This window comes from Citrobacter sp. RHBSTW-00570 (assembly GCF_013739755.1).
In the GTDB taxonomy this organism is placed as follows: Bacteria; Pseudomonadota; Gammaproteobacteria; order Enterobacterales; family Enterobacteriaceae; genus Citrobacter; species Citrobacter braakii.
In genome coordinates, this window is record NZ_CP056399.1 from 1622048 (window position 1) to 1648062 (window position 26015).

The following is a 26015-nucleotide window of genomic DNA, read 5'->3' on the forward strand; positions in this document are numbered from 1 at the left end:
ATTTCGGTGGCGGCGTTGGCGTTCACCGAAATAGGCAACGGAAGTCCGGGTGATTATCTGGTTGTTTTTCTTACCACATCAAATCATCAGGGATGACAAAATCAGCATACGGATCGTCTTCGTCCTTCGCTTCCTGGCTCAGCTCGCAATTTAAAACGATATAACTTGCATCGCGCTGCGCAATCTTGTCGGCGACGACAGCCGGGATAATGGCGTATTCGCTATCGTTGCCGCTTTCAGCCGTCAGTCGGGCAATGGCCAGACGGCCCTTGATCAGCTGAGACTGAGTCACCTTATCAACATAGACTTTTTTGATCAGGTTATTATCAGTAAAGTTGTAACCAATATCGCCACGGGTAATGGTGATTTTATTCATTTCAATCAGTTGCTTGATCTGGGCTTTATATTCTTTAGACAGCGCGGCCTGTTTCTGCTGTTCGCTGAGCTGCTTGTCGCGCTCAATTTGCGCTTTTTTATTCTCTTCAACCGCTTCTCTGGCTTCGCGAGCCTGAACGCGCGATTTCTTCGCCGTTCTTTGCACTTTGGCCACTTTTTTGCTGCTGACCAGACCTGCCTTAAGCATCTGTTCTTGTAGGGTAAGTTTTGTCATCGTCGCTTCTAATCCAATAAAATCGTTGTCAGGATTATAACCTTAACGTTCGGCGGGATGCCAGAAAATGGCCGTGCCACGACGGTTATCTCCAGTAGGCGTCACCGTTCTGTGTCTTACTCCCTTTCCGAATCGTGTTGATAGTTAACTCGTTTTTTAATAAGAAATAATATGCTGAATTATTTAACTATCTTGAGAATAGATATCATAAAAATAAATATTTCAGTGATTTATCCTGATTGTCATAATCAAATAGAGTTATTTTGGCAGGTATTTAATCTAAAAAACAATCAGTTGTCTCTTGATCAAATTTAAAGTGCAGCCTCATTGTGCCGATAACCATAATGAAAATATGGACAATGGAGGGAAGTGGCATGTGGTGGGTTTATCGAATGCCGATGAAAATGAAGTTAATAATCGCGCTACAACCACTATTATTGGCGTTATGTTGGTTTGCTGGTTCAGGAATATTGACGCGCATTGAGACAGAACGGCAGATGGAAAATATTGCTCAACTGACAGCGCTCGCGCGTAGTGCCGGAAATGTGGTGCATGAGCTGCAAAAAGAACGGGGAATGAGCGTCGGATTTCTGGGGGCTGAAGGGAAGACGTTCAAAGATGAGTTAACCGCGCAGCGGGCTTTAACCGATCGCGAGATCGAGGTCTTTGTGCGTTCACTGTCCGATACTGCATTACCAGAAGGGGATGCCGCCAATTCTGTCACCACGTTTAAGAAAAACATTCTGTCGCTTGCCACCATCCGGGAAAACGTCACGCGATTGGGGCTTCCGGCCTCCGATGTCGTTAAGTTTTATACTAATGTCATTGCTGATGTGCTGAGTTTTGTGGGCAGGTTGGGACAGTTGACGGATTCAGGCGAGATGGCGAACGCATTCGCCGCCTACTACAACTTGCTGAATTTGAAAGAACAGGCAGGTATTGAACGCGCGCTGCTGTCAAATATCTTTTCCTCCGGTCATTTCGCCGAGGGGCAGTTACATCAACTCAGTGATGTCGTCAGTAAACAGAACGTCTGGCTGGCACAATCGTTGCGTCTGAGCCCACCGGAACAGGCGGCCATGCTGGAAAGCCGCTTACAGTCCACAGAAGCGTCAAAAGCCCTCTCATTACGCGAAACCGCGTTTAGTCATGCCGCGAACGGTGGATTTGATGTCGATCCTACTGTCTGGTTCAAGGTTCAAACCCAGCGTATTGAAGTGATGCGGCAGATAGAAGATGTGACGGCGAATCTTCTGTTAGCGAATGCGGAAAAACTCGCGCAGGATGCACGAAAAAACTGGCAAATATATATGATTGTCAGCTTGTTAGCGCTCCTGGCATCATTGGCGTTCGCAGGGGCAATCGCTATCAATATGCATCGTCAATTTAGTGACACGCTCCGCAAGATTGCGGGTATGAACGGCGATCTGACTCAACGACTGGCGACCCCGGGGAAAGATGAGCTTTCCTCACTTAATCGCGCCTATAACACGATGCTGGAAAGTATTCAGCATATCGTCCAGGAGATTAAACAAGGCTCCGTGGTTTTATCCGATGCCAGCAGCAGTATTACGGCGGGTAATCAGGACCTGGCCCAACGCACGGATGAACAGGCAGCATCAATAGTACAAGCGGTGGCCAGTATGGAACAGCTCTCCACGACGATTACGCAAACGGCGGACAATGCCCGCGAAGCGGAGCATCTGACAATCAGGCTGGAAAAAGAGGTCCGCCAGGCCAGTAACGTCGCCAGTGCGGCAAATCAAAGCATGGGGGATATTCGCTCTTCCAGTGAGAAAATCTCGAATATTGTGACCTCGATAGACGATATTTCGTTTCAGACTAACTTGCTGGCGCTGAATGCGGCAGTGGAAGCTGCACGGGCAGGAGAGATGGGCAGGGGGTTTGCGGTTGTCGCCAGTGAAGTGCGGAATCTTTCGCAGCGTTGTGCCAAAGAAGCTAATCAGATCCGCGAGCTGGTCGCGCAGAATATGGTAAAAATTAGTGAGGGTGTTGAGCGGGTTACGGCGTCCGCTACCGCGCTAGAAGCCGCGGCGGACAATACCACCAGCATGAAGCAATATATTGCGGATATCGCTCGTGTAGCGACGGAACAATCGCAAGGGGTAACTCAGATTAACCTGGCACTGCGACCTATGGAGCAGGTCACGCAGCAAAACGCGGCGTTGGTTTCTCAGGCCGCAAGCGACAGCCAGCGCCTGGACAATCTGTCTGTCACCATGAAGGATCTGGTCAATCGTTTTGTTGTCTGACCTGACGCCGTTTAACCGACCCGGACAACATACCGGGTCGGTTCATCCCCTGGCGGGGAAATAGTATTAACGATAAATTGCTACAACGGGTTTTCCGTCATCGCCTATGGTTCCCCGATACATACCTTCAGAGTTGAAGGACATGGTGTAATTACCGGCTTTATCAAGCACAATTACTCCACCGCTGCCATTCAGCGCCTTAACTTCATCCAGAGCATTCTGCGCTGCGTCTTTTAAAGGGGTATTGCGGTATTTCACCTGGGCTGCAATGTTATACGCGGTCAGCGTGCGGATAAACATTTCTCCTGAGCCGGTTGCGGATACCGCCACGGTTTCATTGTCGGCATAATTTCCTGCGCCAATGATAGGTGAATCCCCCACACGTCCGTAACGTTTGTTGGTCATTCCGCCTGTAGACGTTCCGGCAGCGAGATTACCGTCTTTATCCAGAGCAACAGCGCCGACAGTGCCATATATATAGTCATACATCATTGGGTCAGCGAACAGGGCAGCGCTCTTTCCATCGTGATCAAGGAGCACTTTTTCTTTTTGGATTGCATTCTGTAATTGCTGCCAGCGAAAATCTGTTTTGAAATAAGCAGGATCAACGGTTGCGAGTCCCTGTTCTTTTGCAAAGGTATCCGCGCCTGTCGAGACCATGAGTACGTGCGGGCTTTGAGTCATAACGGCATACGCCGCATTAATTGGGTTTTTAACCGTGGTTACACCGGCAACGGCACCGGCTTTTCGGGTTTTCCCATCCATAATGGACGCATCCAGTTCATTGCGGCCATCGTGGGTAAACACGGCACCTTTACCTGCATTGAAGAGAGGAGAATCTTCCATCACATTAATCGCTTTCTGAACGGCTTCCAGGCTGCTACCGCCTTTATTCAGAACCGCATAACCTGCATTCAGAGCTTCAGTGAGTTTTTCTGTATACTGCTTTTCCTGTTCTGGTGTGATGGTATCTTTTGTAATGGTACCGGCACCACCATGGATCACCAGCCTTATCGGCGATTGCGCGTCTCCCCATGCGGGAGCTGTCAGTAAGGTACAAAGGGTCAAAGTAGCGATACTGGTCTTGATTCTGAACATATGAATAAATTCCTTTTTTCTGAGTGATGAATCATTTCCGATAATGTTTCTCATTACCGGTATTAATCAGCCTGTTTATGGAGAACTTATTCCTGACAAACTGGCTAAAGATTAATTATGGCTATACTTCAATAATCATAATTTTGGTTAATTGATTTTAGTCAAAATATATTTTTAATGATTGATTTATCAAAAAATGAAGCGTTTCCGCAGAAGTTTCTATCATTCCACTGACCATACTCGCAGGCTTCCGGTTGCAGTCTGTCGCTGGTAAAGTGAGCAACCAATACCGAGATGTGACCAGAAGGGAATTCCGAGTGACCGAACGTATTGATTATCAGACTGAAAAATACAGCTTTACTGAGGCGACTGAAAGTTCCCGTCTGGCTGGCCAGTGGGCTGATGTTATTGCTGAATGTCGGGAAATGAAGGCGGGTCCGGAAGAGCGTCTGCGTATTGCTTTATTGAATGTGGACTATGTGACCAGCTTTGAGCTGCCTTTCCGTTTGTTATTACTCCGTACCCCGCAACTGATTGCCAGCGTTCGTGAAGAGCTACAGCTTAGTCAGAAAAACGTAATCTTTAACGGCAAACGCTTTGGTTGTGTTTACAGCCTGAAAGCGAGTCTCGGCGGGATACCGGATGAATTTCAGTACCGCCTGTCGCATCGTATTCGACGCATTAATCGTGCAGGTTCAAGCGAAGCGCCATATCAGCAAATTGCTAAAACGGTGAAAGCACCGCGTGAGCGTCTGAAGCTGGCACTGGAATCAGGCCTTTATGTCACTGCTTTGGACGGGCTTTTCTGGTTTGGCAGCCAACGTATTGCTGCTGACGTACTGAGGCTGAGAAAATCAGGGATGCGGATAGCTACTGAGCAGACAATGGTGTCCGACAATCTTACTGCAACGGTGAGGAATGTGCCGTTTTATCGCCTGGCTTAGGGATGAACTGACAGGTAAATGAAAGGATTTAGCCGGATGCATTTAATTAAAAGTGTCCCCTGCAGGAATCGAACCTGCAACTAGCCCTTAGGAGGGGCTCGTTATATCCATTTAACTAAGGGGACGAAGCGGCACGAGTATAGCGTTTTTTACTCACAACGGTAAGCCTCAGGCCGCCCAACTGCTCAAACCGTCACCATTCAAGCCTGTTTTTTCTGGTTTTTCTGCTTTTGCTCATCCCGCCTGGCTTGCAACCTGGCTTCTTCTTTGCGTTTATTGCTCATATCATTGCGGATTTGCGCGTGGCTCATCAGCGCGAAGATAAACGTTCCGCCACAGATATTTCCGGCGAGCGTTGGTAGCGCAAAGGGCCAGAAGAAATCACTCCAGTGCAGCGTGCCATTAAAGACCAGATAGAGAATTTCCACCGAGCCGACGACGATGTGCGTGGTATCGCCCAGCGCAATCAGCCAGGTCATCAGAATAATGACCACAATTTTTGCTGCCCCGGCGGCGGGAAACATCCATACCATTGTGGCAATTAACCAGCCAGAAATGATGGCGTTGGAAAACATCTCCGTTGGCGTGTTTTTTATCACATCCATGCCGATTTTGACAAAAGCATCGCGGGTTTCTTCATCAAAAATCGGCATATGCTCAAACGCCCATGCGGCAACCCCGGTGCCAATAATATTACCCAGCAGAACCACGCTCCACAGGCGCATCAGCAGGCCAAAATTGCCGAGCGTAGGGTTTTGCATTACTGGCAGGACGGCGGTGACGGTATTTTCGGTAAACAGTTGCTGGCGGGCCATAATGACAATTATAAAGCCGAAGGTATAACCGAGGTTCTCCAGCAAAAATCCCCCAGGCACACCTTCCAGTTGCACATGAAAAATTCCTTTAGCCAGTAGCGAGGCGCCCATCGAGAGTCCCGCAGCGATGGCTGACCACAGTAGCGCCATCGCGTCGCGCTCCATTTCTTTCTCCCCATCCTGGCGGATATGTTCATGGATCGCCATGGCGCGGGAGGGGAGTCTGTCCTCATCGACCTCAATCTTTTTACCCTCTAGCTTTTCGTCACTGTCGACCTGGAGTTCGTCGCTGTGCCGATCAATCTTTTCGTTCTCAATGTCATTCATAGCCGAATCCTGAATTAGCACGTATTGCTAAAGCGTAGCGGCTTTTGTCCGAAAATCAGCGGGAGAAAGTCTGAGATAGCAAAAATGGTAACGTTTGTTTTTATTGGGGTAGCTAGAATAGAGCCGCCGCGGAGTACGCATTACCAGGCTATGATCAAATCAGTAACACAGGGTATATAGACATCATTTGACGTGCTGTTACAATCGCTCACATCTAAACAGGCGGATACGTCATCGTTCCGTCATGGATGGCAATCAGCGATAGCCATAATACACAGGGAGACACTTATGAAGCTTCGCCTGTCGGCGCTTGCGCTGGGAACCACACTTTTGGTGGGGTGTGCGAGCTCTGGTACTGAACAGCAGGGGCGTTCGGACCCATTTGAAGGGTTCAACCGCACCATGTACAACTTCAACTTTAATGTTTTAGATCCATACGTTGTTCGACCGGTGGCAGTTGCCTGGCGTGATTATGTCCCGCAGCCGGCGCGTAACGGTTTGAGCAATTTTACCGGCAACCTTGAAGAGCCGGCCGTTATGGTCAACTACTTCCTGCAAGGCGACCCCTATCAGGGGATGGTGCACTTCACCCGTTTCTTCCTGAACACCCTGTTAGGTATGGGCGGATTTATCGACGTGGCGGGTATGGCTAATCCGAAGTTACAGCGCGTTGAACCACACCGTTTTGGTAGTACGTTAGGCCACTATGACGTTGGTTATGGACCGTATATGCAGCTTCCATTCTACGGCAGCTTCACGCTGCGTGATGATGGCGGCGACATGGTGGATACGCTGTATCCGGTACTGTCCTGGCTGACCTGGCCGTTGTCGATAGGTAAATGGACGGTTGAAGGGATTGAAACCCGCGCGCAACTGCTTGATTCCGACGGTCTGCTGCGTCAGTCTTCCGACCCTTACATCATGGTGCGAGAAGCTTACTTCCAGCGTCATGACTTTATTGCGAACGGTGGGAAACTCAAACCAGAAGAAAACCCGAACGCGAAAGATATTCAGGACGATTTAAAAGAGATCGATTCTGAGTAAGGAAGGATGAAAATAAAAAGGTGAGCTAAAAAGCTCACCTTTTTTATATCTGAAGAAAATCAGAATGCGTAGTTGAAGTTGGTACCGAACAGCCAGGCTTTACCTTCAGAATCGAAAGTATACGGGCCTTCTTTGACGGTCACTTTCTGGCCGTGCATATAAGAAACGCCTACGTCAATGGATGCGTCATCATTGAAGGCGTAAGTGGTACCCGCACTCAACCACAGACGGTCCTGGTCCGGAATGGAGATGGAACGCTTGCTCGCAGGAACCGGGCTATCGTCATAGGCGATACCGGTACGGAAGGTCCAGCTTTTATCCATGTAATAAGTCGTACCCAGCGCGATGCGGTAAGAATCTTTGAACCCTTCTTCTTTATAGAACAGCGTCTGCCCGTTGGTGCCGGTTGCTTTCAGCTCCTGGAACTGACTCCAACTGGTGTAAGCCATGCTGTAGTGAATAGCCCACTGTGGTGCAACGCGGTTGTAACCCGACAGTTCCCACATTTCCGGCAGGTTAAGCGTCAGAGAACCTGGGACGGTGGCGTTGGTGGTTCCCCAAGGGAACGCCGTGCCTGCGCCAGGTAACGCGTTGGCCTGGGTGCGGATGCCGCTCTTGTAATCGCCATCGAAGTCGATTTTGACTTCAGACCGATACGTTAAACCGTAGCGGTTATTTTTATCCAGCTCGTACAAAATACCGGCGTTCCAGCCGTAACCCCATTCGTCACCTTTCAGGCTGGCAATTTTCTGGCTGACTTTTGGCAATGCAGCAGTTTGTTCACCGGAATAACGCTCAATTTTTGCATCGGCATAGACGGCATTAAAACCAACGCCAAAGCTCCAGCTATCATTCAGACGGTAGGCACCGCTCAGGTTCAGGTTGACCGTTTTAAGATCGGTCTTCCCGCCGTATTCGCCGACGATGTAGCTGTCGTTAAATTCGGTTGCCAGGCCATAGTTTGACGTGACAGAAGCCCCCCAACCAAACTGTTCGTTGATCGGCATCACGAAGTGAGCATTGGGAACCCACGCCGTAGGCGCGATGTTGTCCGCATCGGTGCTGCGTCCTGTATATGGCGATTTACCGGAAATATTCACGTCTGGATCGATATACACCGCACCCGCTGAAAAAGTAGGGCGGTCAAACATCATAATCAGCGCCGGGTTACGACTGGCGTTACCTGCATCATCTGCAATAGCGCCTTCACCCGAATATGCCCGGCCAAGGCCAGAGGAAGAAAATTCGTTTAACTGAAAGCCTGCAGACCAGGCCTGTGTGGAGATAATTGCCACTGCGACTGCGAGAGCAGACTTTGTAAACAGGGTTTTCTGGCTCATGACCATAACCTCATTGATTTATTTTTATACAAACAATGTTACATACCGTAACAGGAGCGCGAAGTGTAGGGTCTGAGGTACAACTTAGAAATCAGACCAGTGCCGAGAGTATAGGTCTGACCAGCTGAAATGTTGCAAGTATGTTTATAAATATTTTCAATTCTGATCTCGGAAACGCGATCCAGCTGGCAAAATTGCGGGTATGCACACTCACCTGTTTGGGTGATTTTTGTTTTAGATCATTTTTAAGTGTGATTTCGGTCACTTATCCCATTTCATACAATTAACGACTGGAGAGGCGAATAATGGGAGCGTAAAATATCCCCATCGTTTATCTGGCACCACAGGTGCGAATACAGAGGAAATCTACAATGAGTAAATGCAGTGCTGATGAAACCCCGGTTTGCTGCTGTATGGATGTTGGCACCATCATGGACAACTCCGATTGCACCGCGTCATACAGCCGTGTGTTCGCGAATCGTGCAGAGGCAGAAGAAACGCTGGCCGCTCTGACTGAGAAGGCGCGTGGCGTGGAATCTGAGCCTTGCCAAATCACCTCGACCTTTACTGAAGAGTCTGAAGGTGTGCGTCTGGATATCGACTTTGTTTTTGCCTGTGAAGCTGAAACGCTGATCTTCCAACTGGGTCTGCGTTAATCCCTTCTTTAAAAGCCCTTGTTACCCGGTAGCAAGGGCTTTTTCGTCACTGTCAGTGATTATTCACTGTGTCTTAGCTCCCACTTTCTTTTCTCCCTGCTTGGCTAAATGTAAAAAATTGGTTAAGACTGTGATCAGGTCAGACCACTTATTTTTATTTTTTACAGGGGAGTGTTATGAGTCAGGCTTTACCGCTGATTACCCGCCAGGGCGATCGCATCGCCATCGTAAGCGGATTGCGTACGCCATTTGCCCGCCAGGCAACCGCGTTTCATGGCATTCCCGCCGTAGATTTGGGGAAAATGGTCGTTGGCGAGCTGCTGGCGCGCAGCGAAATTTCTGCTGATGTGATTGAGCAACTGGTCTTTGGCCAGGTGGTGCAAATGCCCGAAGCCCCAAATATTGCTCGTGAAATCGTGCTGGGAACCGGGATGAATGTGCACACCGATGCCTACAGCGTAAGCCGAGCCTGCGCCACCAGCTTCCAGGCGGTGGCGAATGTCGCGGAAAGCCTGATGGCGGGGACTATTCGCGCAGGAATTGCCGGCGGTGCGGACTCCTCGTCAGTTCTGCCTATTGGCGTTAGCAAAAAGCTGGCGCGGGTGCTGGTGGATGTCAATAAGGCCCGGACCACCGGTCAGCGTCTTAAGCTTTTCTCCCGACTGCGCTTACGTGACCTGATGCCCGTACCGCCAGCCGTCGCCGAGTACTCCACCGGTTTACGCATGGGGGATACGGCCGAGCAAATGGCCAAAACTTATGGGATTACGCGAGAGCAACAGGATGCCCTGGCGCACCGTTCTCATCAGCGCGCCGCTCAGGCGTGGTCTGAAGGCAAACTGGCAGATGAGGTGATGACCACCTACGCGCCACCTTTCAAAGATCCTTTTTCAGAAGATAACAATATTCGCGGTAACTCTACGCTGGCCGATTACGCCAAACTGCGTCCGGCCTTTGACCGAAAGCACGGCACCGTTACCGCGGCGAACAGTACCCCGCTAACGGACGGCGCAGCCGCCGTGATTATGATGACGGAATCGCGTGCGAAAGAGTTGGGGCTGGTGCCGCTGGGATACCTGCGTAGTTTTGCCTTTACCGCCATCGATGTCTGGCAGGACATGCTGTTGGGGCCTGCGTGGTCAACGCCGCTTGCCCTGGAGAGAGCGGGTCTGACCATGGCTGATTTAACCCTGATCGATATGCATGAAGCATTTGCCGCACAAACGCTGGCGAATCTTCAACTGCTGGGTAGCGAACGTTTTGCCCGCGAAGTGCTGGGCAGGGCGCATGCCACGGGCGAGGTCGATGACAGTAAATTTAATGTGCTGGGCGGATCGATTGCCTATGGACACCCCTTCGCCGCCACCGGTGCTCGCATGATCACCCAAACCCTCCATGAGTTACGACGCCGTGGCGGTGGTTTTGGTTTAGTGACAGCCTGTGCTGCAGGTGGTCTGGGTGCGGCAATGGTTCTGGAGGCGGAATAATGGAAATGGCATCGGCTTTTACGCTAAACGTACGTCTGGATAACGTCGCTGTTGTCACCATTGATGTGCCCGAAGAGAAAATGAATACTCTGAAGGCGGAATTTGCCTCTCAGGTTCGGGTCATTCTGAAACAAATTCGCGATAACAAAGCATTACGCGGCGTGGTGTTCATTTCGGCGAAACCCGATAACTTCATTGCCGGGGCGGATATCAACATGATTGGTCGCTGTCGCAGCGCGCAGGAAGCTGAAACGCTGGCACGCCAGGGGCAGCAGATTATGGCGGAAATTAATGCCTTGCCGATCCCCGTAATCGCCGCAATTCATGGCGCCTGTCTCGGCGGTGGCCTGGAGATGGCGCTGGCGTGCCACAATCGTATTTGTACCGATGATGCTAAAACCGTACTGGGTTTACCGGAAGTGCAGCTTGGTCTGCTGCCCGGCTCTGGCGGTACCCAGCGGTTGCCCCGTCTGATTGGCGTCAGTACCGCGCTGGATATGATCCTCACCGGAAAACAACTACGCGCAAAACAGGCGCTGAAAGTGGGTTTAGTGGATGAAGTTGTACCGCATACCATTTTGCTGGAAGCGGCCGTAGAACTGGCCAAAAAGGACAGTCCCGCACACCGAACTCTGCCGGTGCGAGAGCGTGTGCTCGCGGGGCCGCTGGGGCGGGCGCTGTTATTCCGCATGGCCAGTAAAAAGACGGCGCAAAAAACGCAGGGCAACTACCCTGCAACAGAACGTATCCTTGAGGTCATCGAAACCGGCCTGGCGCAAGGCAGCAGCAGCGGTTACGACGCCGAAGCCCGCGCGTTTGGCGAACTGGCGATGACATCTCAGTCTCAGGGGCTGCGGCACATCTTTTTTGCCAACACCGATGTGAAAAAGGATCCCGGAAGTGATGTGAAGCCCGGCCCGCTAAACAGTGTAGGCATTTTGGGCGGCGGTCTGATGGGGGGCGGTATTGCCTATGTGACGGCCTGTAAAGGCGGCTTGCCAGTGCGTATCAAAGATATAAATGCCAAGGGAATCAACCACGCGCTGAAGTACAGCTGGGATCAGCTTGAAACGAAGGTTCGCCGCCGTCATATCAAAGCCAGCGAGCGTGATAAACAGCTGGCGCTGATTTCGGGATCAACCGATTACCGTGGCTTCGCTCATCGCGACTTGGTTATTGAAGCCGTATTTGAAGATCTGGCGTTAAAACAACAGATGGTGGCAGAAGTTGAGCAAAATTGCGCATCTCATACCATTTTTGCCTCTAACACCTCATCTTTGCCGATTGGCGATATTGCGGCGAACGCTGCCAGACCTCAACAAGTAATTGGTTTGCACTTCTTTAGCCCGGTGGAAAAAATGCCGCTGGTCGAGGTTATCCCGCATGCCACGACCTCTGAGCAGACAATTGCCACAACCGTTAAACTGGCGAAAAAGCAGGGCAAAACGCCGATAGTGGTCAGAGATAAGGCCGGATTTTATGTTAACCGCATTTTAGCGCCATACATTAACGAAGCTATTCGTATGCTGACCGAAGGCGAGCGGGTTGAAGCCATTGACGCCGCGCTGGTTAAGTTTGGTTTTCCGGTCGGGCCAATCCAACTTTTGGATGAGGTCGGAATTGATACGGGCACTAAAATTATACCAGTGCTTGAGGCTGCATATGGAGAACGTTTTAGCGCGCCTGCAAATGTTGTTGCTTCAATTTTGAATGACGATCGCAAAGGTAGAAAAAATGGTCGGGGTTTCTATCTTTATGGAGCGAAAGGGCGTAAAAGCAAAAAACAGGTCGACCCTGCAATTTATACGCTTATTGGCGTCCAGGGGCAGGGCCGACTCACCGCCGCGCAGATCGCTGAGCGGTGCGTCATGTTAATGCTCAATGAAGCAGCACGCTGTTTCGATGAGAAGATTATCCGCAGCGCGCGTGATGGTGATATCGGCGCTGTATTTGGTATTGGTTTTCCGCCCTTCCTCGGCGGCCCGTTCCGGTATATGGATTCGCTCGGCGCGGGTGAAGTGGTTGCTGCTCTGCAACGACTGACCACGCAATACGGCTCGCGGTTTACGCCGTGTGAGCAGTTATTGCAGATGGCGGAACGCGGTGAAAGATTCTGGAGTAATGGGGAAACTGACCTGAATTCATGAGGTCAAAGGTAGGATGAATCCGCACTGAATGTATGGGTCGCGCTCAAAATGTAAACAGAGATTGACTATACTTACGCCGTTGAGGTAAAAAACAGCGTTTCATTCGGTGAATGGATAAGGCACAATGCCGGCCACCACATCGTTACCACGGTCAATAGGGGCTGTGGATAAAGGTGTCGGTGATTCTGGTTAACAAAAGCGGTGCAATATGCAAGTTTTTATCATGCGTCACGGCGACGCAGCCCTCGATGCCGCCAGTGATTCGGTTCGTCCCTTAACCTCCTGTGGTTGTGACGAATCTCGCCTGATGGCGAACTGGCTGAAAGGTCAAAAAGTGGATATCGAACGTGTTCTGGTGAGCCCGTTCCTACGAGCCGAACAAACGCTGGATGTGGTGGGGGAGTGTATGAACCTGCCAACCGGTGTGGATGTTTTGCCGGAGTTGACTCCCTGCGGCGATGTCGGTCTGGTCAGCGCCTATTTACAGGCTCTGGCCAATGAAGGTATCGCCACGGCGCTGGTCATCTCTCACTTACCTTTAGTGGGGTATCTGGTGTCTGAACTTTGCCCAGGCGAAACACCGCCGATGTTTACCACATCAGCGATTGCCAGCGTAACGCTTGATGAGAGCGGGAAGGGTACTTTTAACTGGCAGATGAGCCCGTGTAACCTGAAAATGGCAAAAGCGATTTAAAAAGCCTGGAATCGGATAAGGCACAGCCGTCATCCGGAAAATCAAAGAGCCGCAAAAGCGGCTCTTTCTGTTTTTCTGCATCAGGGAAGTTCGGGTGGTTGCCACTCTTCCACTTCAATCAGCAGCAGCAGCGCGGCGTCGCCACCGTACTCTTTTGGCGCTTGATGAAAGGCCATCACGTGCGGATGCTGCGCCAACCAGAGCGGTGTTTGCTGCTTAAGAATATGTTTTCCGTGGCCATGCATCACGCAGGCGCAAAACACATGCTCACGACGACAGGCGGCAATCAGCGCGCCTAACTCCTGTTTGGCCTGCTGCTGGGTCAGCCCGTGCAGATCGAGAAACAGCTCCGGGGAGTAATCGCCACGGCGCATTTTCTTCAGTTCGAAATGGCTGACGTCGGCACGCAGATATCTTACCGGGCCGTCCGTATTCAGCAGCGGCTGAAACTCGTCCGAGAAATAGTGACTGGCATCAGCTTGTTCCTGCAGCAGCCTTTTAACCGGAACCTCGGTAATTTTTTTACGTAGCGGTCGGTGAACAATGGTGTCCTGTTTCATTTTACGCGTGCCGGTCATCAGCTGGCGAAACAGCGTCTGATCCTCCTCGCTGAGCGATGTTTTCTTTTTCATTCGAGAGTCTCATCTTTTATTTTTCGTTAGTTTAACCCGACTCGGCGGGCATCCGATCGCTTAAAACGCAATTTTCGCGCTCAGGCCCTGTGTGAATGCTGATTTATCGCCGTCTTCGTGGCAAACTAGCCGCCGAAATTAATACGAGCATGCCCTGGAGGAATACGTGGATAAAATTTTCGTCGATGAAGCAGTGAGTGAACTGCATACCATTCAGGACATGTTGCGTTGGGCGGTCAGCCGTTTTAGCGCGGCGAACATCTGGTATGGCCATGGCACGGATAACCCATGGGACGAGGCCGTACAACTGGTGCTGCCGTCACTTTATCTGCCGCTGGATATTCCAGAAGATATGCGTACCGCGCGTCTGACTTCCAGCGAGCGCCATCGCATTGTTGAACGCGTGATTCGCCGCGTCAACGAGCGCATTCCGGTCGCTTATTTGACCAACAAAGCCTGGTTCTGCGGGCATGAGTTTTATGTTGATGAACGCGTGCTGGTACCACGTTCGCCGATTGGCGAGCTTATTAATAACCGCTTTGCGGGCCTTATTAATGAGCAGCCGCAGCATATCCTGGATATGTGTACCGGCAGCGGCTGTATTGCCATTGCCTGCGCCTATGCTTTCCCGGAGGCTGAAGTGGATGCGGTGGATATTTCCACCGACGCGCTGGCGGTGACCGAACACAATATTGAAGAGCACGGCCTGATCCATCATGTTACGCCGATCCGTTCCGATCTGTTCCGCGATCTGCTGAAAGTCCAGTATGACCTGATTGTGACCAATCCGCCGTATGTCGATGCGGAAGATATGTCCGATCTGCCAAACGAATATCGTCATGAACCTGAGCTGGGTCTGGCGTCCGGCAGCGATGGACTAAAACTTACCCGCCGCATTCTGGGTAACGCTCCGGACTACCTGTCGGATAACGGTATTCTGATTTGTGAAGTCGGAAACAGCATGGTACATCTGATAGAGCAATACCCGGATGTACCGTTCACCTGGCTGGAGTTCGACAACGGCGGTGAAGGTGTATTCATGCTGACCAAAGAGCAGTTAGTTGCTGCTCGCGAGCACTTCAGCATTTATAAAGACTAAATACACGCGCACATACACAACACTCATAACGGAGCCGTGATGGCAGGAAACACAATTGGGCAACTCTTTCGCGTAACCACTTTCGGTGAATCACACGGGCTGGCGCTCGGTTGTATTGTCGATGGTGTTCCGCCGGGCATTTCTCTGACAGAAGCTGACCTGCAGCACGATCTCGACAGACGCCGTCCGGGCACATCGCGCTACACTACGCAGCGTCGTGAGCCGGATCAGGTGAAAATCCTCTCCGGTGTGTTCGAGGGCGTTACCACCGGCACCAGTATTGGCCTGTTGATCGAAAATACCGATCAGCGTTCACAGGATTACGGCGCGATTAAGGACGTTTTTCGTCCAGGACACGCCGACTATACCTATGAGCAGAAATATGGCCTGCGTGACTACCGTGGCGGCGGACGCTCATCCGCACGTGAAACGGCGATGCGCGTTGCGGCCGGAGCGATTGCCAAAAAATATCTGGCGGAAAAGTTCGGCGTTGAAATTCGCGGCTGTCTGACGCAGATGGGTGATATTCCGCTGGAGATCAAAGACTGGTCCCAGGTGGAACTTAACCCGTTCTTTTGTCCAGATCCGGATAAACTCGAGGCGCTGGACGAACTGATGCGTGGGCTGAAGAAAGAGGGCGACTCCATCGGGGCGAAGGTGACCGTAGTTGCAAGCGGCGTACCAGCGGGTCTCGGCGAACCTGTATTTGACCGCCTGGATGCTGATATCGCTCACGCGCTGATGAGCATTAACGCCGTTAAAGGCGTTGAGATTGGCGACGGTTTTGACGTTGTTGCACTGCGCGGCAGCCAGAACCGTGATGAAATCACCAAAGAAGGTTTCCAGAGTAATCATGCGGGCGGCATTCTTGGTGGGATCAGCAGTGGGCAACAAATCATTGCTCATATGGCGCTGAAACCGACCTCGAGTATTACCGTTCCAGGGCGCACTATTAATCGCTTTGGTGAAGAAGTCGAAATGATCACCAAAGGTCGTCACGATCCGTGTGTTGGGATCCGCGCCGTGCCAATCGCCGAAGCGATGCTGGCGATCGTGTTGATGGATCACCTGCTGCGTCAGCGGGCGCAAAATGCGGACGTGAAGACCGATATTCCACGCTGGTAAGAGATGAAAAAAACGGCACTTGCGGCGCTGGCTCTGTTTGCCAGCACCGCCTGTCTGGCGGCGACGCCCTGGCAGAAAATTACCCATCCGGTTGCAGGCAGCGCGCAGTCTATCGGCGCGTTCTCCAATGGCTGTATTGTTGGCGCAGATACGCTGCCTGTACAGTCAGAACACTATCAGGTGATGCGCACCGATCAGCGCCGTTACTTTGGCCATCCGGATCTGGTGATGTTTATCCAGCGTCTGAGTAATCAGGCCAACAATCTGGGGCTGGGTACGGTGTTAATCGGCGATATGGGCATGCCGGCCGGTGGGCGATTCAATGGCGGTCACGCCAGCCACCAGACGGGACTGGATGTAGATATTTTCCTGCAATTGCCGAAAACCCGCTGGACTCAGTCGCAACTGCTGCGGCCGCAGGCGTTAGATCTGGTCTCACAGGATGGCAAACGTGTCGTGCCGTCACTCTGGAAGCCGGAGATTTTCAGCCTGATCAGGCTGGCGGCAAAAGATAATGAAGTCACGCGTATTTTCGTGAATCCGGCGATTAAGCAGCAACTTTGTCTGGATGCAGGGACCGACAGGGACTGGTTGCGTAAAGTGCGGCCATGGTTCCAGCATCGTGCGCATATGCACGTACGGTTACGTTGTCCTGCCGACAGTCTTGAGTGCGAAGATCAACCGTTACCACCACCGGGTGACGGCTGCGGCGCGGAGCTGCAAAGCTGGTTCGAACCTCCGAAACCTGGAACCACCAAGCCTGAGAAGAAGACACCGCCGCCGTTGCCGCCTTCCTGCCAGGCGCTACTGGACGAGCATGTACTCTAATGGATCATTTTGCCTCTCTGTTTATGGTGTCGCCACTGCTGTTAGGTGTGCTTTTTTTCGTGGCGATGCTGGCAGGTTTTATTGATTCTCTGGCCGGAGGCGGTGGTTTACTCACTATCCCGGCATTGATGGCGGCCGGGATGCCACCCGCGCAAGCGCTGGCCACCAATAAGCTACAGGCCTGTGGAGGATCTATCTCTTCCTCCCTCTATTTTATTCGCCGGGGCGTGGTTAATCTGGCGGATCAGAAGCTCAATATCTTCATGACTTTTATCGGCTCAATGAGCGGCGCGCTGTTGGTTCAGCACGTGCAGTCAGATATTCTGCGCCAGATCCTGCCGGTTCAGGTTATCTGTATTGGCCTTTACTTTCTGTTGATGCCGAAAGTGGGGGAGGAGGACCGCCAGCGTCGGTTGCATGGGTTGCCTTTCGCGCTGGTGGCCGGGGGCTGCGTCGGCTTTTACGATGGCTTTTTTGGTCCGGCTGCGGGGTCGTTCTACGCGCTGGCCTTTGTCATGCTGTGCGGCTACAACCTGGCGAAATCGACGGCCCACGCCAAAGTATTAAATGCCACATCGAATATCGGCGGGCTGTTGCTGTTTGCCCTCGGCGGCAAAGTGATTTGGGCGACCGGATTTGTGATGCTCATTGGCCAGTTTATTGGCGCACGGATGGGCTCGCGGCTGGTGCTCAGTAAAGGACAAAAACTCATTCGGCCAATGATCGTCATTGTCTCCGCCGTGATGAGCGCCAAGCTACTTTATGATAATCATGGACAGGAGATTCTCCACTGGCTGGGGATGAACTAATGAATAATACCCATCACTACGAACAGTTAATTGAGATTTTTAACGGCTGCTTTGCCGATGAATTTAATACCCGTCTGATTAAAGGCGATGACGAACCGATCTATCTTCCTGCGGATGCGGAATTACCGTATCACCGTATCGTTTTTGCGCATGGCTATTACGCCAGCGCGTTACACGAAATTTCACACTGGTGCATCGCCGGTAAGGCGCGGCGTGAACTGGTCGACTTCGGTTACTGGTACTGTCCGGATGGACGCGACGCGAAGACGCAATGCCAGTTTGAAGACGTGGAAGTGAAGCCGCAGGCGTTTGACTGGCTGTTTTGCATGGCGGCGGGCTACCCGTTTAACGTCAGTTGCGACAACCTTGAAGGGGACTTTGAACCGGATCGCGTGGTATTCCAGCGCCGTGTCCATGCTCAGGTGATGGAGTACCTGGAAAAGGGGATCCCTGAACGTCCGGCGCGCTTCATTAACGCGTTACAGAATTATTATCACACGCCTGAACTTAAGGCGGAACTATTCCCGTGGCCCGAAGCGCTCAACTGAAGTCGCTGCCACGTTTACAATGAGGAAAGAAGATGATCGCGGAGTTTGAATCACGCATTCTGGCATTAATCGACGATATGGTAGAGCACGCCAGCGATGATGAGTTGTTTGCCAGTGGCTATTTGCGTGGACACCTGACGCTGGCCGTGGCCGAACTGGACGCTGGCGAGGACCATTCCGCTGAGGCATTGTACGCCAATGTGACCAGCAGCCTGGAAAAAGCCATCAGCGCAGGCGAACTATCGCCGCGTGACCAGGCGTTAGTAAAAGAAATGTGGGACACTCTGTTCCAGAAGGCTACTGCACAATAATTGCGGTAGATTGTGCCGGATGGCGACGCTCTGGTGTCTTATCCGGCCTACCTTGTTGGGGGGTTGTAGGCCTGATAAGCGTAGCGTCATCAGGCCATGACGAGAGGGCACTCCATCCTTTTATTTCACCGCTTTACCCTTCAATAACTTCCTGACCCACAGACGATTTGGATTTAGTGCCGCCAGCGTGCTGGCATCCATGGGAATCGGTTCATTGCTCATTTGCGAAGCCAGAATTTCTGCACACAGCGGGGCAGTACACAGCCCGCGCGATCCCAGCGCGCCCAGCATAAATAAATCGGAATAAACCGGCGCGCTTACGGCGTGTTCTTTGTCTGCAGCAAGTGTGGTGTACTGGCTGAGCGTGGCGTCATAGTCCGCGACGTTGCCGACCATTGGCATGTGATCGCGCGTGGCGCAGCGCACTCCACAGCGGGCGGCATTGTCACTAACGTCTACCTCTTTTGCCCACACAGCGTTCGGGAAGCAGTCGATTAAGCGTTGACGGTTTTGTTGCTGATCGTCCTCGCGATACGCTGTCTCTTCACTCCCTCTATGATAGCTGGCGCCAATGCAGTGCTGCTGATTTTGCGGGTTGTGCGGCGTGAGGTAGCCGTCATAGCACAGCACCTGACGCAGCGCTGAAAGTGCAGGTGTGGTGGGAATATGACTCACCTGACCGCCCACGGAGTACACCGGTAGCGGCTGCGTTTGCTCAAAGCCGCTAATGCGATGACCGTTAGCCAGAACGACTGCTGCGTGAGAGGCGGTTTCTCCACTGGAAAACTGCAATTGCCAGCTTGCTGTCTGGCGAGTCAGTGAGGCCAGCGTATGTTGGTAGCGGGTGCGTAATCCCAGGGTTGTTGCATACTCCAGTACCGCGGCGGTTAACTGCGCCGGGTACAGCCATCCTCCGGCCGGATACTGAATCCCGCCGCATCCGGTTTCCACCCCTGTCGTTTGTAAAACCTGCTGTGCGTCAACCCCGACGGCGAGCGCAGTGGGCAGTTCAAGGGACAGCATCTGGGTGATTTTTTGCTGGCTTTTCTCATCCCACGCGAGTTGCGTCACGCCGCACCAGTCATGCGCGAACTCAACGGGGAGGGCGTCATACAGTCGTCGGGCGAAGGTAAACGCAGTGGGGAAAAAGAGATTAATGGCTGCGTCATGTTTGCTAAGTAGGGGGTAGAGCGCCCCCTGGCGATTACCGGATGCGCCCCCGGCAGGTTTATCGTCGGCGCAATACAGCGTGACCTGCCAGCCGCGGCGCAATAACGCCAGTGACAGCAATGCGCTGGCAATTCCTCCACCAATAATGGCGGCTTCGCGCTTATCTGTTCCCGTACGCGCAAACCATGGCGCCGAGGACGTGAGCGCCTGAGTCTGTTCCATCACGCCACAGAGCATTTCGCGTTTGCGCCCAAAGCCTTTGCATTTTTGCATTGTAAATCCGGCTTCCTGCAACCCCCGACGTACAAAGCCTGCCGATGTAAAGGTTGCCAGCGTCCCGCCGGGACGAGCCAGTCGGGCCATCGCGTTAAACAGCGTTGGCGTCCACATATCCGGGTTTTTTGCCGGTGCGAAACCGTCCAGGAACCAGGCGTCCACCTTTTGATTCAGAGAGTCATCCAGCGTACTGGTCAGTTCGTTAATATCGCCAAACCACAGATCCAGCGTGACGCGCCCATCATCAAGCAGCAGGCGATGACATCCCGCCAGCGGCAGCGGCCATTGTTCTTGCAGTGCCGTGGCCCACGGGGCAAGTTCTGGCCAGTGCTGGTGGGCTAAGGTGAGATCTTCACGCGTCAGCGGATATTTTTCAAAGCTGATGAAATGTAATCTTTCCAGGGTAGCTTCTGGGTGGGTATCGCGAAAATCGGCAAATGCCTGCCAGAGCGTGAGGAAGTTAAGTCCGGTGCCAAACCCGCTTTCTGCCACCACGAAGAGAGGACGTGAATGCGCAGGGAATCGTTGTGCGAGATGGTTACCGCCGAGAAAGACGTAACGTGTCTCTTCCAGCCCGTTATCATTAGAAAAATAGACATCGTCAAAATCTCGGGAAACAGGTGTACCCTCAGCGTTGAATTCAAGGTTGGCAGGTTGTATAGCGTATTGTTTCACGTAAGTTACTCGTCTGACAGGCTGTGCCCCGATCTTAGCGATGAGTGCCTGGCTGCGCAAATTTCCACATAAAATGGCTGATCGGACTTGTTCGGCGTACAAGTGTACGCTATTGTGCCACTCGAAACTTTAAAATAGTGCGACTTACAGAGGTATTGAATGAAACGTGCAGTGATTACTGGCTTGGGCATCGTTTCCAGCATCGGTAATAACCAGCAGGAAGTCCTGGCATCTCTGCGTGAAGGACGTTCAGGGATCACTTTCTCTCAGGAGCTGAAGGACTCCGGCATGCGTAGCCACGTTTGGGGCAACGTAAAACTGGATACCACTGGCCTCATTGACCGCAAAGTAGTGCGCTTCATGAGCGACGCATCCATCTATGCATTCCTATCAATGGAGCAGGCAGTGGCTGATGCCGGCCTGGCTGCAGAAGATTACCAGAACAACCCGCGCGTTGGCCTGATTGCAGGTTCTGGCGGCGGCTCCCCACGTTTTCAGGTGTTCGGCGCTGACGCAATGCGTAGCCCACGTGGTCTGAAAGCGGTTGGCCCGTATGTGGTCACCAAAGCGATGGCGTCCGGCGTTTCTGCCTGCCTCGCAACGCCGTTCAAAATCCACGGCGTAAACTACTCCATCAGTTCTGCCTGTGCGACATCTGCGCACTGCATCGGCAACGCGGTAGAACAAATTCAGCTGGGCAAACAGGACATCGTTTTTGCTGGCGGCGGCGAAGAGCTGTGCTGGGAAATGGCGTGTGAATTCGATGCAATGGGCGCGCTGTCTACCAAATACAACGACGATCCGTCAAAAGCTTCCCGTACCTATGACGCAAACCGCGACGGTTTCGTTATTGCTGGCGGCGGCGGTATGGTCGTGGTTGAAGAACTGGAGCACGCTCTGGCACGTGGCGCGCACATCTATGCGGAAATCGTCGGTTACGGCGCAACGTCCGATGGCGCAGACATGGTTGCTCCGTCTGGCGAAGGCGCAGTACGTTGCATGCAGATGGCGATGCACGGTGTAGACACGCCGATCGACTACCTGAACTCTCACGGTACCTCGACTCCGGTTGGTGACGTGAAAGAACTGGGCGCAATCCGCGAAGTGTTTGGCAACAACAGCCCGGCAATCTCCGCAACCAAAGCGATGACTGGTCACTCACTGGGCGCGGCTGGCGTGCAGGAAGCTATCTACTCTCTGCTGATGCTGGAACATGGCTTTATCGCGCCAAGCATCAACATTGAAGAGCTGGATGAGCAGGCGGCAGGTCTGAACATCGTGACCAAACCGACCGAGCAGGCGCTGACCACCGTGATGTCCAACAGCTTCGGCTTTGGCGGCACCAACGCTACGCTGGTTATGCGTAAGCTGAAGGCGTAAGTCTCAGCTTGAATACGAAAAAAGGGAGCTAACAGGCTCCCTTTTTACTGTGTTTACTTCGGCATTTTTTCGTATTCCGGCGCGATCTCAGCGGACCATGCTCTGGCTCGCGTAATCTCTCCGGCATTGTAAATGGGCTGCTCGTAATGACGACCCGCGTCCCGGACACGATAAATTTTCCACCGTCCTTCCTCCCAACGGGTATATACCTCCAGTTGAATAGGGGCTGACTCAGTGCCTAACTGCAGGTTCAGTTTTTCACCGCCGAGGAATGGCTGCGCCTGTCCAACCCGCAACAGCGGGATCCATGCCGGTGCGTAATCCTGCACATACATAAAGTAGTCCGCTTGCACGATCTCCTGCTCATAAAGCGTATCAATCAGCGCCAGACGCCCGATAACCTCTTTGGCGACATAGCGTTGCAGTAATGCTGATGTTTCGCGGGGCGCATCCGGATCCTGAGTGTAGTTCTTCATCCACGAAAGATAGAACTGTTTCACATCCTGCGTGCTGTCACGGTGAGAAGGGGTACAGCCACAAATCAGCAGGATGAGAACAATCAGTGGAAAGGCTTTCATTACTTCTTCCTGTAAATGGTGTATGACGGCTTTGCGGGTATATTCCCCACAGCGCCCTTGTGAATGTGAACTCGCGTGCGATTTGGCGTAATTGACCGCCACCTTTTTATCCCAACTCATAACGACTCCTGTTAATAACATACGCAATAGCAATTACGTGATGCTTTAACAGTATTTACGCAATTGGAAATGGCAAATAGTGCTATTAATATTCTCAATATATTAAGCTGGGATATTTATTAATTTATATGCTCGATAAATTACGAGTGATTTATTTAATATTCAGTATTACTTGTTTTATCCTCTGGCTGTTGGCGTGGATAGCGTGACGGCTAAATCACGTCTGGCGAGGTTTCAAGCGCCTGCATCATGATCTGTTCCGCTCTGGGCCAGCTTCGGGTAAATACATTGCGCAGTGAATCGGGTGATAATCCAGCCGCACGAGAAAGATCTCTGAGCGTGATTCTTTTTTTCCAGTGCACTTTCAATATCTGCACGATGCCAGTCTTGGCTTTAGTGTTCCATTCTGTGAACCTAAGGAAATGTGTTATCGGTGCCGATATTTTTTTCAGGGTATAAACCAGAGTAACAAAATAACGTAACTTTCTTTTTTGTCACTGGAATATTGCCAGAATAAAAATGAAATTTCGCGCGAAAGGAAAAATTTTTTATTCCACAGGCAGAAAGGAAAGAAATTAATGGCAAAAGGTTGGTTCACGGTAAAGACGAAAAGTCGTCTTTACCGTGAACCAACCTGGTGAGATTTCAGGGTTGACAAATTTAGTGGCTCACAGGCAGACTTCGCACTCAACATTATCTATCTGATAATGCGTAAGCGTTTAACGTTATCCAACGCACCTTAATCCTGAAAGTCAGGTAGAGGGGGCGTGGACATTCCTCGCCTTACTCTGCATTTTGGAGTAACGCATGACAGCTGTAACCCAACAAGAAAAAACACCTTCGGCGAACTTTTCGCTGTTTCGTATCGCTTTTGCAGTTTTCCTGACCTATATGACGGTCGGTCTACCTTTGCCCGTTATTCCTCTGTTTGTGCATCAGGAGCTGGGCTATGGCAACACCATGGTTGGTATCGCCGTAGGCGTACAGTTTCTGGCAACGGTATTAACGCGCGGCTACGCCGGGCGCTTAGCCGATCAATATGGCGCCAAACGTTCGGCGCTACAGGGGATGTTTGCCTGCGGGTTGGCGGGGGCGGCGTGGCTGTTAGCCGCGCTATTGCCTGTTTCTGTCCCTGTAAAATTTGCATTGTTAATCGTCGGGCGTTTGATCCTCGGTTTTGGCGAAAGCCAACTGCTCACCGGAACGCTGACCTGGGGGCTTGGGCTGGTCGGTCCAACACGCTCGGGTAAAGTGATGTCGTGGAACGGGATGGCGATTTACGGTGCGCTGGCCGTCGGTGCACCGCTGGGTTTGCTGATCCATAGCCACTTTGGCTTTGCGGCGCTGGCGGGAACGACAATGGTATTACCGCTGCTGGCATGGGCATTCAACGGCACCGTTCGCAAAGTGCCTGCTCATGCAGGAGAACGCCCTTCGTTATGGAGCGTGGTAGGGCTTATCTGGAAACCGGGCCTGGGCCTGGCGCTGCAGGGCGTTGGCTTTGCGGTGATCGGTACGTTTATTTCACTCTATTTTGTCAGCAACGGCTGGACGATGGCGGGGTTCACCCTGACCGCGTTTGGCGGGGCGTTTGTGTTGATGCGCATTCTGTTTGGCTGGATGCCGGATCGGTTCGGAGGCGTGAAGGTAGCCGTTGTCTCCTTACTGGTTGAAACCGCGGGGCTGATTCTGCTGTGGCAGGCCCCATCAGCATGGATTGCGCTGCTCGGGGCGGCACTAACCGGGGCAGGGTGTTCGCTTATCTTCCCGGCATTGGGCGTAGAGGTTGTGAAGCGAGTGCCCGCGCAGGTTCGCGGTACGGCGCTGGGCGGTTACGCCGCGTTTCAGGATATCTCCTACGGCATAAGCGGCCCGGTCGCCGGGGTGCTGGCCACCGCGTACGGTTATCCCTCGGTATTCCTTGCCGGAGCGATATCCGCCGTGGTGGGGATTGTCGTGACGCTGCTTACGCTGCGCAAAGGTTAAGCGACCAGCCAGAAAATGGCTAATGCGATCATTAACGCGACAAACAGCAGTCCCGGTCGTGCCGACAGAGATTTAACCGTTTCAATCATCGGCGCGAACGGGCTGTAAATAGGTTGAAGATGGCGCGGATCGTTTAGCTCGCGTTCCCGTTCAACGCGGCGCAGGAAGATTTGATTCAGCAAGTCCTGCACCTGCACCGTGGTCAGAATCGTTTGTGGTTGGATCTGATACGTCTGCTGCGCGTACTCTTTTATTGCCGTCAGCTCATTCGGCTCTAATGGCAGCTTCAGGGCCGCCTGGAGCGTTTGTAGCGTCGGGGTGCTTTGCAGGCTGAGCGTCTGGCGCGCCTGCAGCCAGGTGACCAGATGAGTAAACTGTTTGGCGGGGATCAGCTCACCGCTTTTTACGCCAGACAGCTCTAACATTGACTGCCAGATCATCTTACCTGACTCTCCCGTGGCCGCCGCCAGTTTGGTAACCAACTGGTTTAGCGTATTGTGCTCTGCGGGTAATAACGGACGATCGGTGGCCGGGCGCTGTTGCGGTTGCGGTATAGAAAGCTGTCCTTGTTGCAGCAGCGTGAGCACGTTCTTCAACTGCTCAGGCGTGAGCTGGCTGAGCGCCGTTTGCCCATACTGCTGACGGATAAAATCACTTACCGCCTGGCGGTTATTTCCCTGACTCAGTAATTCAGTGAGCTGTGAGAGAACCTGACGATTAGCATGATTTTGCTGAGCAACACCCAGCCGCTGATTCAGGTTTTGCTCCGCGGCAGGAAAGTGACGTGATTGCAGCGGCGTATCACTTTTGACGCCCAGATCGTGCTTCATTCCGGCCCACACCTCGGCGCTTTGCTGTTGGGTGAGTGAAATCAGACGGGTAATCAGTCGTTCCAGCACGGTACGTTGTTGTGTGGATAACGGTTGTTCACCCGCAGCAGAAGGGGCATTTTGGCCTTCGCCGGGAGGGCGTGCGGGTGTACCTGAAATGGGCTGCATCATCTCTGTTCCTTAAATCTGTGCTGACCAGGTCTCGCAGTATGC

General features: G+C 52.3%; 23 protein-coding genes, 1 tRNA gene and 2 pseudogenes. 15 read left to right on the forward strand and 11 right to left on the reverse strand.

Annotated features, from left to right (window positions below; translation table 11 throughout):
- Positions 1-70 precede the first annotated feature (70 nt).
- The gene (locus HV237_RS07620; protein WP_016157066.1) at positions 71-610 is read right to left on the reverse strand and encodes a DUF2058 domain-containing protein; all 540 of its coding nucleotides are present in this window, start codon (positions 608-610) and stop codon (positions 71-73) included.
- 374 nt (positions 611-984) lie between these two features.
- Between HV237_RS07620 and HV237_RS07625 the strand changes: the two genes are divergently transcribed.
- Entirely contained in the window at positions 985-2883 is a 1899-nt protein-coding gene (locus tag HV237_RS07625; RefSeq protein WP_016153885.1) for a methyl-accepting chemotaxis protein, read from the forward strand.
- A gap of 66 nt (positions 2884-2949) precedes the next feature.
- Here the strand turns inward: HV237_RS07625 and HV237_RS07630 are convergent, their stop codons facing one another.
- Entirely contained in the window at positions 2950-3981 is a 1032-nt protein-coding gene (locus HV237_RS07630; RefSeq protein WP_047358776.1) for an isoaspartyl peptidase/L-asparaginase, read from the reverse strand.
- Positions 3982-4298: 317 nt separating this feature from the next.
- Between HV237_RS07630 and HV237_RS07635 the strand changes: the two genes are divergently transcribed.
- Complete coding sequence (locus HV237_RS07635) at positions 4299-4925, forward strand: DNA-binding protein (protein ID WP_047358775.1); 627 nt, start codon at positions 4299-4301, stop codon at positions 4923-4925.
- A gap of 53 nt (positions 4926-4978) precedes the next feature.
- Here the strand turns inward: HV237_RS07635 and HV237_RS07640 are convergent.
- Together HV237_RS07640 and HV237_RS07645 are read right to left on the reverse strand one after the other, a co-directional pair.
- Positions 4979-5050 (reverse strand) — tRNA-Arg (locus tag HV237_RS07640).
- A gap of 75 nt (positions 5051-5125) precedes the next feature.
- The gene (locus HV237_RS07645) at positions 5126-6067 is read right to left on the reverse strand and encodes a formate/nitrite transporter family protein (RefSeq protein WP_047358774.1); all 942 of its coding nucleotides are present in this window, start codon (positions 6065-6067) and stop codon (positions 5126-5128) included.
- Between the two features lie 288 nt (positions 6068-6355).
- Here HV237_RS07645 and mlaA point away from each other — a divergent pair, with 288 nt between their 5' ends.
- Positions 6356-7111, forward strand: coding sequence for a phospholipid-binding lipoprotein MlaA (mlaA, locus tag HV237_RS07650; protein ID WP_003028190.1), 756 nt, complete (start codon positions 6356-6358; stop codon positions 7109-7111).
- A 59-nt stretch (positions 7112-7170) separates the two neighbouring features.
- Here the strand turns inward: mlaA and fadL are convergent, their stop codons facing one another.
- Entirely contained in the window at positions 7171-8451 is a 1281-nt protein-coding gene (gene fadL / locus HV237_RS07655; RefSeq protein WP_046275562.1) for a long-chain fatty acid transporter FadL, read from the reverse strand.
- Positions 8452-8822: 371 nt separating this feature from the next.
- Here fadL and HV237_RS07660 point away from each other — a divergent pair, with 371 nt between their 5' ends.
- From HV237_RS07660 to sixA, 4 genes are all read left to right on the forward strand, one after another.
- The gene (locus HV237_RS07660; RefSeq protein WP_003834838.1) at positions 8823-9107 is read left to right on the forward strand and encodes a YfcZ/YiiS family protein; all 285 of its coding nucleotides are present in this window, start codon (positions 8823-8825) and stop codon (positions 9105-9107) included.
- Positions 9108-9283: 176 nt separating this feature from the next.
- Positions 9284-10594, forward strand: coding sequence for an acetyl-CoA C-acyltransferase FadI (gene fadI / locus HV237_RS07665; RefSeq protein WP_046275563.1), 1311 nt, complete (start codon positions 9284-9286; stop codon positions 10592-10594).
- The gene (fadJ, locus tag HV237_RS07670; RefSeq protein WP_047358773.1) at positions 10594-12741 is read left to right on the forward strand and encodes a fatty acid oxidation complex subunit alpha FadJ; all 2148 of its coding nucleotides are present in this window, start codon (positions 10594-10596) and stop codon (positions 12739-12741) included. The genes fadI and fadJ overlap by 1 nt, the downstream gene beginning before the upstream one ends.
- A 208-nt stretch (positions 12742-12949) precedes the next feature.
- A complete protein-coding gene (gene sixA, locus HV237_RS07675; RefSeq protein WP_003028179.1) occupies positions 12950-13435 on the forward strand; it encodes a phosphohistidine phosphatase SixA in 486 nt (161 codons plus the stop codon).
- Positions 13436-13515: 80 nt separating this feature from the next.
- On the opposite strand, the gene smrB is transcribed toward sixA, so the two are convergent.
- Entirely contained in the window at positions 13516-14067 is a 552-nt protein-coding gene (gene smrB / locus HV237_RS07680; protein WP_016153877.1) for an endonuclease SmrB, read from the reverse strand.
- A gap of 166 nt (positions 14068-14233) precedes the next feature.
- On the opposite strand from smrB, the gene prmB reads away from it, so the two are divergent.
- From prmB to HV237_RS07710, 6 genes are read left to right on the forward strand one after another with little or no spacing between them, the layout of a single operon-like run.
- Positions 14234-15166: a 50S ribosomal protein L3 N(5)-glutamine methyltransferase gene (gene prmB, locus HV237_RS07685; RefSeq protein ID WP_016157058.1), complete on the forward strand. Its 933-nt coding sequence runs from the start codon at positions 14234-14236 to the stop codon at positions 15164-15166.
- A gap of 39 nt (positions 15167-15205) precedes the next feature.
- Complete coding sequence (aroC, locus tag HV237_RS07690) at positions 15206-16291, forward strand: chorismate synthase (protein ID WP_003028170.1); 1086 nt, start codon at positions 15206-15208, stop codon at positions 16289-16291.
- 3 nt (positions 16292-16294) lie between these two features.
- The gene (mepA, locus tag HV237_RS07695; RefSeq protein WP_016153875.1) at positions 16295-17119 is read left to right on the forward strand and encodes a penicillin-insensitive murein endopeptidase; all 825 of its coding nucleotides are present in this window, start codon (positions 16295-16297) and stop codon (positions 17117-17119) included.
- On the forward strand, positions 17119-17928 hold the full coding sequence (locus HV237_RS07700; protein WP_047358772.1) for a sulfite exporter TauE/SafE family protein: 810 nt from the start codon (positions 17119-17121) through the stop codon (positions 17926-17928). The genes mepA and HV237_RS07700 overlap by 1 nt, the downstream gene beginning before the upstream one ends.
- Positions 17928-18476 carry an elongation factor P hydroxylase gene (locus tag HV237_RS07705; protein WP_047358771.1) on the forward strand — a complete coding sequence of 183 codons (549 nt, stop codon included), beginning with the start codon at positions 17928-17930 and terminating at the stop codon, positions 18474-18476. Before HV237_RS07700 ends, HV237_RS07705 begins: the two co-directional genes overlap by 1 nt.
- A gap of 32 nt (positions 18477-18508) precedes the next feature.
- Positions 18509-18787, forward strand: coding sequence for a YfcL family protein (locus HV237_RS07710; protein WP_016157057.1), 279 nt, complete (start codon positions 18509-18511; stop codon positions 18785-18787).
- Between the two features lie 120 nt (positions 18788-18907).
- Here HV237_RS07710 and mnmC read toward each other — a convergent pair whose 3' ends face one another.
- Positions 18908-20908, reverse strand: a complete 2001-nt coding sequence (gene mnmC, locus HV237_RS07715) for a bifunctional tRNA (5-methylaminomethyl-2-thiouridine)(34)-methyltransferase MnmD/FAD-dependent 5-carboxymethylaminomethyl-2-thiouridine(34) oxidoreductase MnmC (RefSeq protein WP_047358770.1) — start codon at positions 20906-20908, stop codon at positions 18908-18910.
- A gap of 159 nt (positions 20909-21067) precedes the next feature.
- Between mnmC and fabB the strand changes: the two genes are divergently transcribed.
- Complete coding sequence (gene fabB / locus HV237_RS07720; protein WP_016157055.1) at positions 21068-22288, forward strand: beta-ketoacyl-ACP synthase I; 1221 nt, start codon at positions 21068-21070, stop codon at positions 22286-22288.
- A gap of 53 nt (positions 22289-22341) precedes the next feature.
- On the opposite strand, the gene HV237_RS07725 is transcribed toward fabB, so the two are convergent.
- The 3 genes and pseudogenes from HV237_RS07725 to HV237_RS07730 all read right to left on the reverse strand — a co-directional run bounded on the left by HV237_RS07725 (position 22342) and on the right by HV237_RS07730 (position 23355).
- Complete coding sequence (locus tag HV237_RS07725; RefSeq protein WP_047358791.1) at positions 22342-22866, reverse strand: YbjP/YqhG family protein; 525 nt, start codon at positions 22864-22866, stop codon at positions 22342-22344.
- A 24-nt stretch (positions 22867-22890) separates the two neighbouring features.
- Positions 22891-22986: pseudogene (locus HV237_RS26145) on the reverse strand (hypothetical protein); the annotation flags it as partial.
- Between the two features lie 212 nt (positions 22987-23198).
- Positions 23199-23355 (reverse strand): annotated as a pseudogene (locus tag HV237_RS07730) (helix-turn-helix domain-containing protein).
- Positions 23356-23793: 438 nt separating this feature from the next.
- Here HV237_RS07730 and HV237_RS07735 point away from each other — a divergent pair.
- Positions 23794-24972, forward strand: coding sequence for an MFS transporter (locus tag HV237_RS07735; RefSeq protein WP_047358769.1), 1179 nt, complete (start codon positions 23794-23796; stop codon positions 24970-24972).
- Here HV237_RS07735 and flk read toward each other — a convergent pair.
- On the reverse strand, positions 24969-25970 hold the full coding sequence (gene flk, locus HV237_RS07740) for a flagella biosynthesis regulator Flk (protein WP_047358790.1): 1002 nt from the start codon (positions 25968-25970) through the stop codon (positions 24969-24971). The two genes, HV237_RS07735 and flk, sit on opposite strands and share 4 nt — an antisense overlap.
- Positions 25971-26015 lie beyond the last annotated feature (45 nt).

Coding starts and splice junctions, on each gene's coding strand:
- fadL (WP_046275562.1), bottom strand. CDS start 8,451: ATGAGCCAGAAAACCCTGTTTACAAAGTCTGCTCTCGCAGTCGCAGTG.
- mepA (WP_016153875.1), top strand. CDS start 16,295: ATGAAAAAAACGGCACTTGCGGCGCTGGCTCTGTTTGCCAGCACCGCC.
- fadJ (WP_047358773.1), top strand. CDS start 10,594: ATGGAAATGGCATCGGCTTTTACGCTAAACGTACGTCTGGATAACGTC.
- HV237_RS07625 (WP_016153885.1), top strand. CDS start 985: ATGTGGTGGGTTTATCGAATGCCGATGAAAATGAAGTTAATAATCGCG.
- HV237_RS07660 (WP_003834838.1), top strand. CDS start 8,823: ATGAGTAAATGCAGTGCTGATGAAACCCCGGTTTGCTGCTGTATGGAT.
- HV237_RS07700 (WP_047358772.1), top strand. CDS start 17,119: ATGGATCATTTTGCCTCTCTGTTTATGGTGTCGCCACTGCTGTTAGGT.
- smrB (WP_016153877.1), bottom strand. CDS start 14,067: ATGAAAAAGAAAACATCGCTCAGCGAGGAGGATCAGACGCTGTTTCGC.
- HV237_RS07710 (WP_016157057.1), top strand. CDS start 18,509: ATGATCGCGGAGTTTGAATCACGCATTCTGGCATTAATCGACGATATG.
- fabB (WP_016157055.1), top strand. CDS start 21,068: ATGAAACGTGCAGTGATTACTGGCTTGGGCATCGTTTCCAGCATCGGT.
- sixA (WP_003028179.1), top strand. CDS start 12,950: ATGCAAGTTTTTATCATGCGTCACGGCGACGCAGCCCTCGATGCCGCC.
- HV237_RS07735 (WP_047358769.1), top strand. CDS start 23,794: ATGACAGCTGTAACCCAACAAGAAAAAACACCTTCGGCGAACTTTTCG.
- HV237_RS07705 (WP_047358771.1), top strand. CDS start 17,928: ATGAATAATACCCATCACTACGAACAGTTAATTGAGATTTTTAACGGC.
- HV237_RS07630 (WP_047358776.1), bottom strand. CDS start 3,981: ATGTTCAGAATCAAGACCAGTATCGCTACTTTGACCCTTTGTACCTTA.
- fadI (WP_046275563.1), top strand. CDS start 9,284: ATGAGTCAGGCTTTACCGCTGATTACCCGCCAGGGCGATCGCATCGCC.
- HV237_RS07620 (WP_016157066.1), bottom strand. CDS start 610: ATGACAAAACTTACCCTACAAGAACAGATGCTTAAGGCAGGTCTGGTC.
- HV237_RS07725 (WP_047358791.1), bottom strand. CDS start 22,866: ATGAAAGCCTTTCCACTGATTGTTCTCATCCTGCTGATTTGTGGCTGT.
- mlaA (WP_003028190.1), top strand. CDS start 6,356: ATGAAGCTTCGCCTGTCGGCGCTTGCGCTGGGAACCACACTTTTGGTG.
- HV237_RS07645 (WP_047358774.1), bottom strand. CDS start 6,067: ATGAATGACATTGAGAACGAAAAGATTGATCGGCACAGCGACGAACTC.
- aroC (WP_003028170.1), top strand. CDS start 15,206: ATGGCAGGAAACACAATTGGGCAACTCTTTCGCGTAACCACTTTCGGT.
- flk (WP_047358790.1), bottom strand. CDS start 25,970: ATGCAGCCCATTTCAGGTACACCCGCACGCCCTCCCGGCGAAGGCCAA.